This is a genomic window from Streptomyces sp. NPDC107522 (genome assembly GCF_055657525.1).
Genome location: NZ_JBVKAU010000027.1, coordinates 41,717 through 57,184 on the forward strand (window position 1 = coordinate 41,717; position 15,468 = coordinate 57,184).

Genomic DNA, 15,468 nt, shown 5'->3' on the forward strand with positions numbered 1-15,468 from the left:
CCTCGGGCCGACCGGCCGACAGGTTCTACCGTCCGCTCGGAGCCTCGGGGAATCCGAGCGAGGGGGCCAGGGTGCGCGCCTCGGACGCCCATCCGGCGAGGAAGGCGAGGGTCAGCCCCCGCTCTCGGTAGCGGAGTTCTCCGGCAACGGTGCCCGCACCGCCGTATGCCACCGGCTCCTCGCTCGCCCGGGCGAGCATCAGGGCGGTGAGCCAGTCGTACTTCACGGCCGAGGCGCACACCCCGAGCCGTATCAGTCGTTCGTCGCCCCGCCATCCGCTCTCCCGCAGCCCGTGCAGGTACGCCTCGTAGGCGGCGGCCGCGTACGAGGGCAGCCGGGCGGCCGGGACGAAATGGTCGAAGACGGAGTCCGGGATGTAGTTGCCGAGGTCCTCGCCGAGGGCGCCGTCGCCGGTGAACGCCCAGTCGAACAGGACGCTGTCCGGGCCATGGGCGCGGACGTTGGCCGGCCACTGGTCGAGGTGGCTGAGGGCGCGCGGCAGGGTTTCCATGATCTGCAGGAACCACTCGCGGTCGTGGTGGAGCCGGACCATGTCCCGGCGCAGCCCGGCCGGGAAGTGGTCCCGGACCAGGGGCTGTCGCCATGCCTCGTCGTCGTCCAGCAGTTCCTGGCCGAGCGTGTTGCCGCCGATGTACTCACGCAGGAAACGGTGCGAGAGCCACGGTGCCTCTGCTGCGTCGGCGGCTCCCTGGGCGGCGCCGAGGCGGCGGGCGTGCTCGATGTGCCGGGCGAGCGACCAGGAGGGCCCCGGTTCGCCGCGTACGTCCTCCAGCCACAGCGCGATGTCGCCGTCCGGCCGTTCGACGCTCGCCAGCAGCCGGGGCGCGCGGATGCCGTACGGCTGCCAGGTGCGGGCGAGCCCCGACTCGTAGACGTGGGCCTCGCGCCGCCAGTAGTTCCAGTGCCGGGGGTCGTCCGAGGCCGCCCAGTGGCCGGTGGTCTCCTTGTTGCGGGTGAGCACCTTCAGTACGGCCGAGCGGTCACCGGCGCGGACGCGCCAGACCCCGGCGGTGACGCCGTTCTTCGGGTTGTGCGTGAGGGGTTCGAGGGCGGCTCGGGCGGCCCCCAGCACCGCACGGGTCTCGTCGTCCACGAGAGCGGTCTCAGGCATGGCGCCAATCTAGATCCCCCCGGATGTCACCCACACTGAACACCCGCCCGGCCTGGACTACCGTCGTCACCATGACCAGCACCATCACCCTCGCCGAGGCCCTCGCCGCCGGGACCGTCGTGCTCGACGGCGGTATGTCCAATCAGCTCGAGTCCGCCGGGCACGACCTGGGTGACGAACTGTGGTCGGCGCGGCTGCTCGCCGAGCGGCCCGAGGCGATCACCGAGGCGCATCTCGCCTACTTCGAGGCGGGGGCGGACGTGGCGATCACGTCCAGTTACCAGGCCACGTTCGAGGGCTTCGCCAAGCGCGGGATCGGTCATGAGCAGGCGGCCGAACTCCTCGTTCTGAGTGTGGAGTTGGCGCGCGAGGCGGCACGGCGGGCGCAGGCCGAGGGCGTCACGCGGCCGCTGTGGGTCGCCGCGTCGGTCGGGCCGTACGGGGCGATGCTGGCCGACGGCTCCGAGTACCGGGGGCGGTACGGGCTGAGCGTGCCGGAGCTGGAGCGCTTCCATCGGCCCCGCCTCGAGGTGCTGGCCGGGGCCCGGCCCGACGTGCTGGCGCTGGAGACCGTCCCGGACGCCGACGAGGCCGAGGCGCTGCTGCGGGCGGTGCGCGGGCTCGGGGTTCCGGCCTGGCTGTCGTACTCCGTCGCCGGTGACCGCACCCGCGCCGGGCAGCCGCTGGAGGAGGCCTTCGCCCTGGCCGCCGACGCCGACGAGGTGATCGCGGTCGGCGTCAACTGCTGCGCGCCGCAGGACGTCGAGGGCGCCATCGAGATCGCCGCCCGCGTCACGGGCAAGCCCGTCGTCGTCTACCCGAACAGTGGCGAGACCTGGAACGCCGAGGCCCGTGCCTGGGACGGGCGTTCCACCTTCTCCGCCGAGCAGGTGCGGGGGTGGCGGGAGTCAGGGGCACGGCTGATCGGGGGGTGCTGCCGGGTGGGGCCGGAGGCGATCGGCTCCCTCGCGCGTACGGTCGCGCAGGCGCGGTAGCCGCGGGAGCGGTGCCGGCCACGTCGGTTTCCGGTCACCGCCGGTAACGCTCGCCGCCGTACTCGAACGGTGATCGGTTACGCTGACCGCGCCGCCGCGTGGCGATCGCCGGCCGGCCCCTGGGGGCGCCGCGGATCGCCCGGCGAATCACCAACACCTGCGTCAGGCAACGCGACGTGCCCGTCCGCCCGTCCTGTAGGACGCATGTGTCGCGAGCGCACGAAGGAGACAACGATGGCGGACCGAACACCCGACACCGGCGTCCTCGACCAGGACGACCCGCCGACGGAGCCTTCTCGCGCAGGAAGCGATCCGGAGCCGGACTCGGCGGAGGAGAGCGGCGGAGAGCCGGCCGGGGGGCCGGTGTCGGAATCGGGGTCGCCTGAGTCGGGGGGAACGGTGGAAACGGTGGAGTCGGGGGAAACAGCAGTGGCGGGGGAAACAACGTTGCCCGGGGAAACGGCGGAGTTGGGGGAGGCCGCGGAGTCGGGGGAAGCGGCAGAGTCTGCGGATTCCGCGGAATCGGTCGGCGAGCCGGACGAGTGGGAGGCCCCGGAGGAGACGCAGCAGCCGGATCAGCCCGAGGCCGCCGCCGACTCAGCGGCACAGGAAGCGGACGGGCAGAAGGACACCGCCGACGCAGCGGCGGAGGAGCCGGACGAGCCGACGGACGCCCCCGGTGAAGCGGCACAGGAGCCGGACGAGCCGACGGACGCCCCCGGTGAAGCGGCACAGGAGCCGGACGAGGCGGACGAGGCCGACACGGGCACCGCGCACGGCAAAGCCCCCGCTCAGGAGGCCGAGCATCTCGCCGAGGAGGACCCGGACGCCGAGGACGACGACGCGTCAACGGACGCGGACGCCGAGGCGACTCCGGAAGGCCACGGCACGTCATCGGACGCGGCCGACGAGGCGACCTCCGGAGAAGACTCCACGTCATCCGACGAGGACGCCGACGCATCACCCGAAGACGAAGCCACGGCACCGGACGAGCTCGCCGACGCATCACCCGAGGACGACGCCACGTCATCGGACGCGGACGTGGACGCGGACGCCGACACAACGCCTGAAGGAGACGGCGCCGCACCGGACGAGGACGCCGACGCGGCTCCCGAAGAAGGCGCCGCCGTATCGGACAAGAAGGCCGGCCCCACTCCTGAAGACGCGGACGGTACGGCATCCGACAACGCGGACCAGGTGACCTCCGAGGACGAACCCGAGGAGGCCGCCGCCTCCGAGGCGTCCGAGAACACCCGTACGGTCGCCCTGCGAACCCTCGAGGACACGGCCGGAGTCGACAAGACCATGGCGATCGACGTCGCCGAACTGCCGTCGGCCAAGGCTGAGGACGCGGCGGACGCCGAGGGCGCGCGGCCCGCCCCCCTCGATCTCCTCGCGCAGCTCACCAACACCCCGCCGCCACCGGCCACTCCGGTCCGCACGGCCCTGCGCAGGATCAAGATCTGGTCACCTCTCGTGGCGCTCCTCGCGCTGGTCGTGCTCGTCGTCCAGCTCGTCCGTCCGCTGCCCGAACCGACTCTCGCCGTCGACGCGAAGGCGGCGTCCTTCACCATCGGCGGCGGCACGTTCACCATCCCGTGGCCCGAGGAGGGGCAGGCCGCGGTGATGGTCGCGGGCTCGGGCACCATCGGGACCTTCGGTGAGCAGAAGCCCGTCCCGACGGCCAGCGTCGCCAAGATCATGACCGCGTACGTCGTCCTCCGCGAGCACCCCGTCGAGCGGGACGAGCCCGGCCCGCGCGTCACCGTCGACGCCCGGACCGTGAAGGAGGGCAAGGCCAAGGACGAGTCACGGATCGCGGGGCTGAAGGCCGGTCAGACGTTCAGCCTCCAGGACATGCTGAAGATGCTGATGATCCCGTCGGGCAACAACGTGGCCCGGCTGCTGGCCCGGTGGGACACGAAGACCGACGACGAGACCGCGTTCGTCCGGAAGATGAACGACGCGGCCAGGTCGCTCGGCATGAAGAACACGACGTACACCGACCCCAGCGGTCTCGACAAGGGAACCGTCAGCACGGCCTTCGACCAGCTCAAACTGGCCGAGGCGGTCATGAAGTTCGACTCCTTCCGCGCGGTCGTCGCCCTGCCCGACGCCGACATCCCCGGGGCCACGCGCATCTACAACAACAACACGCTGCTGGGCGTGGCCGGACTGAGCGTCAGGGGCATCAAGACCGGCTCCAACACCCCCGCCGGGGGAACGCTGTCCTGGGCCGCGTACAAGACGGTGGACGGCGAGGACCGGCTGGTCCTGGGCACGATGATGGACCAGCACGTCACGGGCCCGGACCCCAACGGCTCCAACAGCCTCCGGTTGGTGCTGGACAACAGCGAGAAGGTCATCAAGGCGGTCCGTGAAGCGCTCACGTCGGCGACGGCGGTGAAGAAGGGCCAGGTGGTCGGGCACGTCGACGACGGGCTCGGCGGCCGTACGCCGGTGGTGGCGACGAAGGACGTGAAGGTGGTCGGAGTGCCGGGGCAGAAGCTGACGCTCACCTTCCGCGACCGGGACGCGTCCCTGGCCGGCGGGGCGAAGGCCGGGACCGTGGTCGGTGAGCTGACGGTGGGCAGTGGTGCGGCGGCGCGGCGCGTGCCGTTGGCGCTGCAGTCGGAGCTCCGGGAACCCTCTGTCGGCGCGAAGCTGACCCGGATCGGGTGAGGCGGGCGGGACCGGCCTCCCCGGGTCAGGTCAGCGCGGCGGCGATCCGTTCCGTGGCCTCGGCGATCAGGGCCTCGCTGGGGCGGGCCTCGCGTGCGGAGCGTTCGGACATGACGGCCATCACGAGGGGGGCGGAGCGCGGTGGCCATACGAGGGCGATGTCGTTGGCCCGGCCGTAGGTGCCGGTTCCGGTTTTGTCGGCGACCCGCCAGCCCTTGGGGAGGCCGGCCCGGATGCGGTTGCCGCCGGTGGTGTTGCGTTCGAGGAGGTCGGTGAGCAGGGCGCGCTTGTCGGCGGCGAGCGCGTCGCCGAGGACGAGTGTGCGGTAGTCGGCGGCGATCGCCCGGGGCGTGGTCGTGTCGTCCGGGTCGCCGGGGCGGGACCGGTGGAGCTCGGGCTCGTAGTGGTCGAGGCGGCTGACGGTGTCGCCGAGGTCGCGCAGGTAGGTAGTCAGCCGCTTGGGGCCGCCGAGGTCGCGCAGCAGCAGGTTGGCGGCCGTGCCGTCGCTGTGCCGGATGGCGGCGTCGCACAGCTGACCGATCGTCATGCCCTGGGCGACGTTCTTCCGGGTGACGGGTGAGATGGAGTTGATGTCGCTCCAGGCATAGGTGACACGCTCGTCCAGGTGGCGGAGCGGGTTGCGGTCGAGGACGGCGGCGACGGCGACGGTCTTGAACGTGGAGCAGAAGGCGAAGCGTTCGTCCGCCCGATGGGCGATCGCCGTGCCGGTACCGGTGTGCAGGGCGTACACGCCGAGCCGGGCGTCGTGCTTGCGTTCGAGCGCCCGGAGTGCCGGAAGGTCCCGAGGCCTTGCGGAGGTGGAGGGCGAGGCGGACGGGCGTGCCGGTGCCCGGGACGCCAGGGCGGCCGGGCGGTCCCGTGTGTCGCTGCACCCCGTCAGGGGCAGCAGGACGGCCGCGGTGAGGAGGGCGCGGCGGGACGGGCCGGATTGCTCTGGGGTCATGCGGTTGTACCTGCTTTCGGAAGCCGAGTCGTACCCTGCCGCGGCCGGCGCAGATGAAAGGGGGGTCTTCGCTGTTCTACGCGCCGGGGTCGGTGGAGTTCAACTCGGCCATCCCGCCGTGTGATTGACTCGCACACCTGTGCGGGTGGGGCGTTCCGGAGAGCGGCCGTGCAGTGGGCAGCATGTCCGTTCGGGCTCGGGTGGCGGCTACGGCGGCTCAGTCCTGGGAGGGTACGGGCCGGGTGCTGCCGGCCGGAGTGTCGGCGGGCCGGTGGGCGTCGCGTGTCCGGGTCAGCAGGGACAGGCCGGCCAGCGCGGCGCCCGACATCAGGACGAGGTAGACGAGCCCGTGCCGGTAGCCGGTGGCGATGCCCGCCGGGTCCAGCGGCGTATGGCGGGTGACGCCGTGGAACACGATCCCGATGGCGGAGAGCCCGACGGCGCCGGCCACCTGCTGGGCGGTGGCCAGCAGGCCGCTGGCGGCGCCTGCCTGAGCGGGCTTCAGGTCGTCGAGGACGAGCGTGAGGAGAGGGGCCATCACCGCTCCGGTGCAGGCACCGTTGAGGGCGAGCAGGACGGCCAACACCGGGATGTTCACGGAGGTGGCCGCCGCGAGCACCAGGGGGAACTGGGCGGCGAAACCGGCCGTCCGGATCCACATCGCGACCTTGAGCGACCGGGTGGTGCCCCAGCGAGCCGTGAGGGCGGCGGAGGCCAGGCTCGCCGCGCAGAAACCGACCATCAGCGGGCTGGACACCAGTCCGGACTCCAGGGGGCTGAGACCACGGCCCTGCTGGAGCAGCAGGGCCAGGACGTACAGGGCCGAGGACATGGTGGCGTAGAAGGCGCACACGGTCAGCAGGCCGAGGCGCAGGGTGCCGGTGCGGAGCAGGCCGGGGGGCAGCAGCGGGTCGCGTCCCAGGGCCTCGGTGCGGCGTTCCCAGAGCCAGAAGCCCGGCAGCAGTACGGCGGCCCCCACGAGCATGAGCAGGGTCCATCCCGGCCAGCCGGCCGAGCGGCCGACCGTCAGGGGCACCACCAGCAGCACCATTCCCGCGGCGAACAGCAGGACCCCTGTGCGGTCGATCCGCAGGCCGCCTTGCCCGCCGGTCGTCGGCAGCAGGCGCGGGGCGAGGAACAGCGTCACCACGCCGATCGGAAGGTTGACGAGGAAGGCCCACCGCCAGGACAGGCCCAGCCAGTCCAGGCTGATCAGCAGGCCGCCGACGAGTTGTCCCGTGGCCATCGCGCTGCCCGTCGCCAGGCCGTAGAGGCGCATCACCCGGGGGCGCACGGCCGGCGGGTAGTGGAGCTGGATCAGCGCCAGCACCTGCGGGAACAGCACGACGGCGGCACCGCCCTGAAGGGCCCGTGCGCAGATCAGCCACCATACGTCCGGTGCGAAGCCGCACATCGCCGACGTCGCGGTGAACAGGGCGATCCCCACCACGAACGCCTTCTTGCGTCCCCAGTGGTCGCCGAGCCTGCCGCCGAGCACGACCAGACCGGCGTAGACGATCGCGTAGACGGCCACGACGAGTTCGATCTCGCCACTGGTCGCGTCCAGGTCCTCGGTCATGGAGGGCACGGCGACGTTGACGACGAAGAAGTCCAGGGTGGGCATGAAGGCGCCCACGAGCAGTACGGCGAGCACCGGTCGGCCCGCTATCCGAGGGTCAGGCGCAGGTGCGGCTCGACCAGGTGGGGCGCGAGCATGAAGCCGTAGTGTCCGAGGTCCGTCTCCATGATGTGCGCCTGGGCTCCCCGGATCCCCGCCGCCAACTCGCGCTGTGTCTCGGGGGGATACGCGCGGTCGGTGGAGAAGCCGACGATGTGCGTGTCGGCGGTGATCCGTGCCAGCGCGTCGTCGATGCTTCCCCTGCCGCGCGCGACCGTGGCGCGCAGGGCCGTCTCGGAGAGGAGGACGTTGCAGTTCGCGTCGAAGCGTTCCCACACCTTGTCGCCCTGCGCCAGCACGTACTCGCGGAACTTCTCGTGGCAGCCGTCCGAGTCGTGGTACCACGACTGCCCGCCGAACCGGTCCTGCCAGTAGCTCTCCGTGCCGTAGCGGATGTGCGCGAAGCTGCGGGCGAGGGAGACGCCGGTACGGGGGCCGCAGCCCTCGGGCAGGTGGTAGAACTCGCCGCCGTGGAAGTGCGGGTCCCGCCGGATCAGCTCCAGTTCCACGTGCGTGTGGCCGGCCTGTTCGACGCGGGTTGCCGCCGCCACGGCGATGAGCAGGAGCCGGCCCACCCGGTCGGGGCGGGAGACCGCCCATTCAAGGGCCCGCGCGCCGCCGATGGACATGCCGATGACGGCGTGCCAGCGCTCGATGCCCAGCGCGTCGGCCAGTGCGGCCTCGGCGTTGACCTGGTCGATCACGTCGAGCGCCGGGAATCGGGAGGCCCAGGGCCTGCCCTGCGGGTCGAGGCTCGCGGGGCCCGTGCTTCCGTCGCAGCCGCCGAGGTTGTTGGCGACGATCACATGGAAACGGTCGGTGTCGACCGCCTTGCCGGGCCCTATCAGGGAGTCCCACCAGCCCTCCGCCGGATGCCCCGGCCCGGCAGGGCCCGCCGCGTGGCTGCTCATGCTCAGCGGCGGCAGGATCAGCACCGCGTTGCCGCGGTCCGCGTCGAGGGCCCCCCAGGCCTCGTACGCCATGGTCACCGGCCCGAGGGACTGCCCGGAGATCAGCGCCAGCGGTTTCCCGGCCGAGTGGGTGGTGACGAAGCGCCGGTTTCCCGGGGGGTCACCGGGCTGCCAGGCTCCGGTGTTGTTCAGCCGCATGCGCGTTCCCTCCGTGGCGGGGCCCAGGGTTGGGGATGTGCGTGGGTCAGTGGTTGGCGTAACGGCTGCGCAGCAGCTTCTTGTCGAACTTGTTGGTGGCCGTCTTCGTGATCTCGGGGACGAACTCGAAGCGGTCCGGGACCCACCACTTCGGCAGCCGCTCCCGCAGGAAGGACCGCAGCTCCTCGGCGGTCGCCGTGGCGCCGGAGCGTGGCACAAGCACGGCCAGCGGCCGTTCCTGCCACCGGGTGTCCGGCACGGCGACGACCGCGGCCTCCAGGACGGCGGGGTGGTCCATGAGCGCCGACTCGACGGCGATGGAACTGATCCACTCGCCGCCCGACTTGATCAGGTCCTTGCTGCGGTCCGTGATGCGGACGTAGCCGTCCGGGTCGATGGTCGCGATGTCGCCGCTGCGCAGCCAGCCGTCGTGGAACTTCTCGGCGTTGGCGTCGTCGCCGGCGTTCTCGTAGCTCGTCGCTCCCCACAGCGATCTGACTTCGAGCTCTCCCTGGGTGACCCCGTCGTGCGGCAGCAGCCGGTCCTCGTCGTCGACCAGCCGTACCTCGACGCCGGGTACGGCCAGCCCCTGCGTGTGGTGCAGTTCGAGTTGCTTCTCGGGGGGCAGTGAGGTGAGGCCGCTGCGGATGTTCGTCAGGGCGACCGTCGCCATGTTCTCCGTCATGCCGAGGCCCTGCTGCATGGTCACGCCGCGCTCGGCGTACCGGTGCACGAGGCCCTGCGGAATCGCCGAGCCGCCGCAGACGATGCGTTCCAGGGACGCGAACACCTCGTTCGGCGGGTCCATTTCGTCCAGGGCGAGCCAGAAGGTGGGCACGCCGGCCGACAGGGTGACCTGCTCCCGCTCCAGGGTCGCCGCGATGGCCTCGGGCTCGAGGTGCGGGCCGGTGAACACCAGGCCCGCTCCGGCCAGGGCGGCCGCGTAGGGCAGTCCCCAGGCGGTGGCGTGGAACAACGGCGTGAGCGGGAAGACGACGTCGCGTTCGCGGACCGCGAAGGCGTCGGCCGCGCACATGGCGAGGGAGTGCAGGACGAGGGACCGGTGCGAGTGGGCGACGGCTTTGGGGTGGCCCGTGGTGCCGCCGGTGTAGCACAGGCAGGCGGTACGGTTCTCGGCCACGTCGCGCGGTTCGACGGGATCGGCCTCGGCCAGCAGCCGCTCGTAGGAGAGCGCGTCGGCGAACGCCGGGTGTACGTCGCCCCCGTCGGGGATCACGACGAACTCGCGCACCGACCGCAGCCGGGGCAGCAGCCGGGCCAACTGCCCGGTGAGCGAGGCGTCGACGACCATCACGCGGGACTTCGCGTGGGCCACGACCCATGCGATCTGCTCGTCGGAGAAGCGGACGTTGACCGGCACCAGTACAGCGCCCGCCATCGGCACGCCGAAGAACCACTCGAGGTGCCGTGTGCTGTTCCAGGCGAAGGTCGTCACCGCGGAGCCCTGGCCGACGCCGAGCCGTCCCAGCGCGTCGGTCAGCCGTCGGACGCGTTCCTGCAGTGCCGCCCAGGACGTGCCGCGGGGCTGCCCGGTGAGGTCGACCTCGCGGATCTCCTTGACGGGTGCCACGGTGGCCGCCCGCCGCAGCAGCATGCCCACCGAGAGCCCGATTCCGCCCCGCCCGGTCATGATGCAAGCTGGACGAGGGTCATGCCGTCGTGGACGGTGAGCAGGGCGGCCCGCACCCGGGGGTCCTCGACGACGTGCTGGTTGAACTTGACGACGTCGTGCGCCCAGTTGGCGAACATGCGCTCCACCCACTCCTCGCCCGTCACGGCCTCGTCGGCGGGCGGCAGGGAGCGCGGGTTGAGGACCTCGCCGCCCCACAGGGTGTTGTCGACGACCAGGAGACCACGGGGCCGCAGCAGGCCGCGGGCGAGGATGGTCTCGAAGTAGGAGATGTAGTTCGGCTTGTCCGCGTCGAGGAAGATGAGGTCGAAGTCGCCGTCGACGCTCTGCAGAACGGTGAGGGCCTCGTCGAGTACGGGCTTGATCTTGTGCCCGTGCGGACTGCGTTCGAACGCCCGGGTGGCGACGTCCTGGGCCCGCTTGTCCGCGACGTAGCTGTCGATGGTGACGATCTCGCCGTCGTCCGGCAGGGCCGCGGCGATGGCGACGGTGCCGTGGCCGGTGAAGGTGCCCACCTCCAGCACGCGGTTCATGCCGCCCGTGGTGATCAGCAACTGGAGGAAGGACGTCTGGATGTGCGCGGTCGATATGTCCGCCCACTCGGGGGTGGCCTTCGCGGTTTCCTCGGCGATGTCCTGCAACTCGGCAGAGACGGGGGAGGAAAGGCGCTCCGCGTACTCCCTGATTCCGTCCCGGAAGATGGTGGGCTTCTTGAAGACGGCGTCGGACCTGTGCTCCATGGCTTCTTCTCTCCTACGACGTGGGGGTGGCGTGCATCGTGACGTAGTTGGTCCCGATCCAGTCCCCGAACGTCGCGGTCTCGCCGTCGAGGGTGTCGACCTCCAGGCCGTAGCCACGGGCCTTGGGGACGGAGAAGCTGAAGTCGGTGGAGGGGCGCAGGAAGAACACGCTCGAGGTGCGGCCGCTGCCTTCGCGCATGCCGGCTTCCGGGGACCTGACGTGGTGCCGGGGCGCGGGGACGGCGCCCTGGGTGACCAGGGGCGCGATGGCGCCGCAGAGCACGACCACGGTGTTCGGGACGTGCGGCAGGTCCACCAACTCGCCGCCGATCTCGGCCTGGAGGCTGACGAACCCGTTGGCGCACGGCGTCTGGTGGATCAGGGTGATGATGGACAGGTCGTAGTGCGGTGCCATGCGCCGTGGCTCGTGCTCGGCGGCGCGGTGCTCGGGGACCTCGGGGAAGTACCGCAGCCGCAGCACGGGATCGCAGTCCAGCAGCGTGTCGATGTCGCGGCCGTCCGAGCCGTCGTACGTCCCGGTCGCCTCCAGGACGACCTGGGCGGTCTCCCGGGCGGCGGCGTAGAGGCCGACGAAGTAGTCCGTCCAGATCTCCTCGAAGCGCTGCGAGGGGAAGAGGTTGTCGGAGATCCCCATCGAGTACACCATCGAGTAGTCCGTGTAGGTGCCCGTCCGGGTCACCTGGGCCGTGCTCTCGGCCTCCAGCGCGGAGTAACCGCGACGCAGAGTCGGGATCTTCGTCGTCACGGCCGCCTTCTCCTCGGGCGTGCCGTGTGCGAAGAAGTCCATGGCCGTGTCGGTGGCGAGTTTGTGGTCCTGCTCGCGCACTCCGCAGTCGGTGAGGTAGAAGACGCCCGCCTCGGTGACGCACCTGCGGAACTCTTCCTGGTCGTCGCCTTTCTTCAGCGCGGTGAGGCTGAATATGGGCACTCGGGGCACCGCCGTGTCCGTCATGGTGGCCCGCTCCTTCCCGGATCAGTCGTAGAAAAGTACGGCGCGCATTTCCAGAGACGTGCGTAGGTGTCCGATGGCAGGGCCCTTCTCGTCGTAGAAGGCCGTGTGCGGGCACAGGCCGGCCACGTCGGCCGCACCGGGGCGCTCGGTGCCGTCCGCGGCGAGCGCCAGGCTGCGGCTCGCGCTGTCGTAGATCTTGAAGAGGAGGGCCTCGTCGGGTGCGAGGGAGCGCCAGTAGTGCCAGCGGTGGCGGGGGTTGTGCCGCACGGAGTAGTTCTCGCGGTCCTTGAGCCACTCCGGGAACTGAAGCCGGGTCGCGACGAGGTCGGCGGAGAGGTCCAGTGACCGGTAGTCGCACAGGGCGAGGGGGTAGTTGCGGACGGGCTCCAGCAGGGGCCGCCAGACGTTGACGATCTGGAACCTGCCGAAGCGGCGGCCCTCCCTGCCGTGCCGGGCGGCGCGGGCCCGGGCGCTGTTCGGGCTCTGGTCGACGTGGACGCGCTGGTGCGGCGCCTGATGGGGCGTCGCTCCGGAGGGGGTGGCGTCCTGGCGTCGCACGGTGGCGTCGAAGAACTCCACCACGGCGGCCCCGGTGACGGACGTCAGCAGCTCCGCGGTCTCCCGCCGGTACTGTGCGAGGGCCGGCGCGGCCTTCTCCGCCAGGGCGCGCTGGTCGGCCCGCGTCGGAGCCGTGACCAGCTCGAACCCCATGGTGTCGAGGGTGGGCCGTACGGTGCTGTCGCGCAGGTCCGTGACGGTCGTCTCGTGCGGGACCATACGGAAGTTGAGGACGACTTCGGGCGGCCGGGACAGGGCGTCGATGCACCAGTCGTCGTCCGGGGCGTCCGGGGTCAGCGGTGCGGCGTAGTGCAGGACGGTCGATACGGCGGACACGGCGGCGGGCTAGCCGTTCGCGGCCGTGCGGCGGAAGACGCCCCGGTCCAGCTGCGGGCTGGCGTTGGCGTAGACCATGTCCATGGTCAGCACCTCGCGGAAGGACGCCAGGTACTGCTCCAGCAGGGCCGGGCTGTAGCGGTGCCAGTAGGGGATCATGTCCTCGATGACGAAGTAGTCGCCCTCGTGGAGGAGATGGTCGACCGCCCACCTCATGATGTTGAACGTGTCGGCGTGCGCGTCGTCGATGAACAGCAGCGGGTGGGCGACGTCGCCGAGCAGCTTCTCCAGCGTTCCGAGATCGGTGCAGTCGGCCTCGTGGAGAGCGATGTCCGTCATCTCGGTGGGGGGAATCTGGCAGCGGGAGAGGTCCTTGTCGATCCCGATGACCTGGCACTCGACGCCCATGAGCCGGGTCAGGTCGCGGAACCAGACCAGCGAACCGCCGCTGTAGACGCCCAGTTCGACGACGGTGCGGGGGCGGAACTCCCACAGCAGGTCGTGGAAGGCGGCTTGGGCCTCGGGATCCTTCAGCAGGCGCAGACCCCGCCACTGGTAGCGGGCGAAGTCCGGGTAGCCCAGATCGCGCGGCGCCTCGGCCCACCGGTCGAGCGGCCAGTCACGGGGCCGGTCCGTCAGTACCGGGGGACGGTAGACCGGGTCGTCGCCCAGTCCTCGGAATGCGTTCAGGTCCAGGAAGTTCTCGCGAGAGTAGTCGTTCAATGAGCTCTCCCATGAGTTTGCGCCGCATTTCGGCTCCGCAATGCTAACCAGCTCTACTCTTTTCCTTCTCTTGGGGCTCTCTCGGGGCCCTCTCCGTTGAATTCAAGGAAGACTCGAAAAAGGCTGGCAGAAAACGCACCAGGAATTGGAGAATATCCGCTGCCGGATGTTTTCCCAGCGTGGAAGGGAACGATGACCGTTGGACGTGATAGGCGCCGGATATGGCCGCACCGGTACGTTGTCGATGCAGGCGGCACTCCAGAGGCTCGGGTTCGATCCCTGTCACCACATGACCGAAGTGATAACGAATCCCCGGCAGATGCCGCTGTGGCAGGAGGCGCTCGCCAGTGACCCGGTGGATGTACGGCGGGTGTTCGAGGGGTACCGGGCGACGGTGGACTTCCCCGGCTGCGTCTTCTGGCGCGAGCTGATGGAGGCCTGGCCCGAGGCGAAGGTCGTGCTCACGGTGCGGGATCCGCACCGCTGGTACGCGAGCGCCCGGAAGACCATCTTCTCCCGGCACATGCAGCAGCCGACGGACCCCGACCCGGACGCCGCCGCGTTCGGCCGTTTCATGACCGAGGAACTGCGTCCGCGCATGCTCGACGTGGGCGGCGACCGGCCGTTGAACGAGATGGACGAGGAGGAGGCCGTCGCGGCCTTCAACCGGCACATCGCCGAGGTGAAGGCCACCGTGCCGGCCGAACGGCTGCTGGTCTTCCAGGTGAGCGAAGGCTGGGGTCCGCTCTGCGAGTTCCTCGAAGTGCCGGTCCCCGACGAGGAGTTCCCGCACGTCAACGAGGCCGACGGCTTCCACGAGCGGGCCAGGGAGCTGTTCGAGGAGCGGCGGCGGGCACTCGCCGCGTCCGGCAACTGACAGGGCGTGGCCCCAGGACCCGCCGGACCTGGGGCCCACGCCCTGTCGGTCTCAGGTCTGGCCGTTCTTGGCGATGAGGGCGTGGAACCCCTGCTGGAGGTAGTCGCCGTACTCGACAGGCGGGTTGAGCTCCCTTCCGCCGGTGTCCTCCGGACTGAACGGCTCCATCACGGTGGTGTGCCCGGCGTGCAGGAAGAACGGCAGGGACAGGCGCTCCGCGTTGATGAACTTCACCCGGTGGTTCGGCGCCGGGAAGTAGTCGTTCGTGAGGTACCCCATGTAAGTACCGCAGTTCACCAGGAAGTTGTCCCCGGACGTCGGCAGGTCCTGCCAGCCGACCACCGTCTCGACCTGGAGGTTCTGCACCTCGGTCTGGAAGAGGACGGTGATCATCGACACGTCCAGGTGGTCCTCGAAGCTCAGCTTCGTGCCGTCGGGACCCGTCTTGACCGGCGGATACTCCTCCAGGTACGGGTAGCGGATCATCGACACGGCGGACAGCGTGTCGGCCTCCGAGAGCGGGGCCTCGAAGAAGTCCTCCGGCTTGCCCAGGGCGAGTGCGAAGCCTCGCATCAGCACCTTGGAGAGGCGGAACATGTCCCGGTAGTACTGCTCGCAGAACGGCCGGAACCGTTCGTGCCGCTTCTCGTCCGGCCAGATGTTCACCTCGTGCATCGGCGTCCCCGACTTGATCATCGGGTGGTCCTCGCTGAACGCCGGGTTCAGATAGCACCAGGACTCGACCGCCTTCCTGCCCTTGACGGCCATGTAATAGCCGTTGCGCACATGCGGGTTGTCCTTGTTGTACGCGTTGATCGCGAGGTCGTACTTCTCCTCGTCGGTCAGGGTCCGGTGGAACTCGTTGACCACGTCCTGGAGCAGCTGGACGTCGATGCCGTGGTGGGAGGCGTAGAAGAACCCGGACCCCCGGCAGGCCTTGTTGACCTCCTGCGCGACGCGCGTCTTGGCGTCCGCGTCACCGCCGAAGAGCGGTGAGATGTCGATCGTCGGCACGTACGCCGACGGCATCGGGATGGGCATGGAATCCTC

General features: G+C 70.5%; 13 protein-coding genes. 3 read left to right on the plus strand and 10 right to left on the minus strand.

What is annotated here, in order from left to right:
- Nucleotides 1–25 precede the first annotated feature (25 nt).
- Complete coding sequence (locus ACZ7L6_RS41505) at nucleotides 26–1,132, minus strand: aminoglycoside phosphotransferase (RefSeq protein ID WP_471933387.1); 1,107 nt, start codon at nucleotides 1,130–1,132, stop codon at nucleotides 26–28.
- Between the two features lie 71 nt (nucleotides 1,133–1,203).
- On the opposite strand from ACZ7L6_RS41505, the gene mmuM reads away from it, so the two are divergent.
- Together mmuM and ACZ7L6_RS41515 are read left to right on the plus strand one after the other, a co-directional pair.
- Nucleotides 1,204–2,127 carry a homocysteine S-methyltransferase gene (gene mmuM / locus ACZ7L6_RS41510; RefSeq protein ID WP_471933389.1) on the plus strand — a complete coding sequence of 308 codons (924 nt, stop codon included), beginning with the start codon at nucleotides 1,204–1,206 and terminating at the stop codon, nucleotides 2,125–2,127.
- A gap of 447 nt (nucleotides 2,128–2,574) precedes the next feature.
- Entirely contained in the window at nucleotides 2,575–4,809 is a 2,235-nt protein-coding gene (locus ACZ7L6_RS41515; RefSeq protein WP_471933391.1) for a D-alanyl-D-alanine carboxypeptidase, read from the plus strand.
- A 25-nt stretch (nucleotides 4,810–4,834) separates the two neighbouring features.
- Here ACZ7L6_RS41515 and bla read toward each other — a convergent pair whose 3' ends face one another.
- The 8 genes from bla to ACZ7L6_RS41555 all read right to left on the minus strand — a co-directional run bounded on the left by bla (nucleotide 4,835) and on the right by ACZ7L6_RS41555 (nucleotide 13,541).
- Nucleotides 4,835–5,773 carry a class A beta-lactamase gene (gene bla / locus ACZ7L6_RS41520; protein WP_471933393.1) on the minus strand — a complete coding sequence of 313 codons (939 nt, stop codon included), beginning with the start codon at nucleotides 5,771–5,773 and terminating at the stop codon, nucleotides 4,835–4,837.
- A gap of 217 nt (nucleotides 5,774–5,990) precedes the next feature.
- On the minus strand, nucleotides 5,991–7,427 hold the full coding sequence (locus tag ACZ7L6_RS41525) for an MFS transporter (RefSeq protein WP_471933395.1): 1,437 nt from the start codon (nucleotides 7,425–7,427) through the stop codon (nucleotides 5,991–5,993).
- A gap of 11 nt (nucleotides 7,428–7,438) precedes the next feature.
- On the minus strand, nucleotides 7,439–8,560 hold the full coding sequence (gene metX / locus ACZ7L6_RS41530; protein ID WP_471933397.1) for a homoserine O-acetyltransferase MetX: 1,122 nt from the start codon (nucleotides 8,558–8,560) through the stop codon (nucleotides 7,439–7,441).
- 46 nt (nucleotides 8,561–8,606) lie between these two features.
- Nucleotides 8,607–10,211 carry a long-chain-fatty-acid--CoA ligase gene (locus tag ACZ7L6_RS41535; protein WP_471933399.1) on the minus strand — a complete coding sequence of 535 codons (1,605 nt, stop codon included), beginning with the start codon at nucleotides 10,209–10,211 and terminating at the stop codon, nucleotides 8,607–8,609.
- Complete coding sequence (locus ACZ7L6_RS41540) at nucleotides 10,208–10,951, minus strand: O-methyltransferase (protein ID WP_471933401.1); 744 nt, start codon at nucleotides 10,949–10,951, stop codon at nucleotides 10,208–10,210. Before ACZ7L6_RS41540 ends, ACZ7L6_RS41535 begins: the two co-directional genes overlap by 4 nt.
- Nucleotides 10,952–10,964: 13 nt before the next feature.
- Nucleotides 10,965–11,924: a 2OG-Fe(II) oxygenase family protein gene (locus ACZ7L6_RS41545; RefSeq protein ID WP_471933403.1), complete on the minus strand. Its 960-nt coding sequence runs from the start codon at nucleotides 11,922–11,924 to the stop codon at nucleotides 10,965–10,967.
- A 21-nt stretch (nucleotides 11,925–11,945) separates the two neighbouring features.
- Entirely contained in the window at nucleotides 11,946–12,818 is an 873-nt protein-coding gene (locus ACZ7L6_RS41550; protein WP_471933405.1) for a CmcJ/NvfI family oxidoreductase, read from the minus strand.
- Between the two features lie 9 nt (nucleotides 12,819–12,827).
- Nucleotides 12,828–13,541 (minus strand): CmcI family methyltransferase, encoded by a 714-nt coding sequence (locus ACZ7L6_RS41555; protein WP_471933407.1) that lies wholly within the window; start codon nucleotides 13,539–13,541, stop codon nucleotides 12,828–12,830.
- 205 nt (nucleotides 13,542–13,746) lie between these two features.
- Here ACZ7L6_RS41555 and ACZ7L6_RS41560 point away from each other — a divergent pair, with 205 nt between their 5' ends.
- Nucleotides 13,747–14,418 carry a sulfotransferase family protein gene (locus ACZ7L6_RS41560; protein ID WP_471933429.1) on the plus strand — a complete coding sequence of 224 codons (672 nt, stop codon included), beginning with the start codon at nucleotides 13,747–13,749 and terminating at the stop codon, nucleotides 14,416–14,418.
- 51 nt (nucleotides 14,419–14,469) lie between these two features.
- On the opposite strand, the gene ACZ7L6_RS41565 is transcribed toward ACZ7L6_RS41560, so the two are convergent.
- Nucleotides 14,470–15,459: a 2OG-Fe(II) oxygenase family protein gene (locus ACZ7L6_RS41565; protein WP_471933409.1), complete on the minus strand. Its 990-nt coding sequence runs from the start codon at nucleotides 15,457–15,459 to the stop codon at nucleotides 14,470–14,472.
- Between the last annotated feature and the right edge of the window lie 9 nt (nucleotides 15,460–15,468).

Excerpts from the sequence above, each read along its gene's own strand:
- ACZ7L6_RS41505 (WP_471933387.1), bottom strand. The coding sequence starts at position 1,132 with ATGCCTGAGACCGCTCTCGTGGACGACGAGACCCGTGCGGTGCTGGGG.
- bla (WP_471933393.1), bottom strand. The coding sequence starts at position 5,773 with ATGACCCCAGAGCAATCCGGCCCGTCCCGCCGCGCCCTCCTCACCGCG.
- ACZ7L6_RS41565 (WP_471933409.1), bottom strand. The coding sequence starts at position 15,459 with ATGCCCATCCCGATGCCGTCGGCGTACGTGCCGACGATCGACATCTCA.
- mmuM (WP_471933389.1), top strand. The coding sequence starts at position 1,204 with ATGACCAGCACCATCACCCTCGCCGAGGCCCTCGCCGCCGGGACCGTC.
- ACZ7L6_RS41535 (WP_471933399.1), bottom strand. The coding sequence starts at position 10,211 with ATGACCGGGCGGGGCGGAATCGGGCTCTCGGTGGGCATGCTGCTGCGG.
- ACZ7L6_RS41545 (WP_471933403.1), bottom strand. The coding sequence starts at position 11,924 with ATGACGGACACGGCGGTGCCCCGAGTGCCCATATTCAGCCTCACCGCG.
- metX (WP_471933397.1), bottom strand. The coding sequence starts at position 8,560 with ATGCGGCTGAACAACACCGGAGCCTGGCAGCCCGGTGACCCCCCGGGA.
- ACZ7L6_RS41540 (WP_471933401.1), bottom strand. The coding sequence starts at position 10,951 with ATGGAGCACAGGTCCGACGCCGTCTTCAAGAAGCCCACCATCTTCCGG.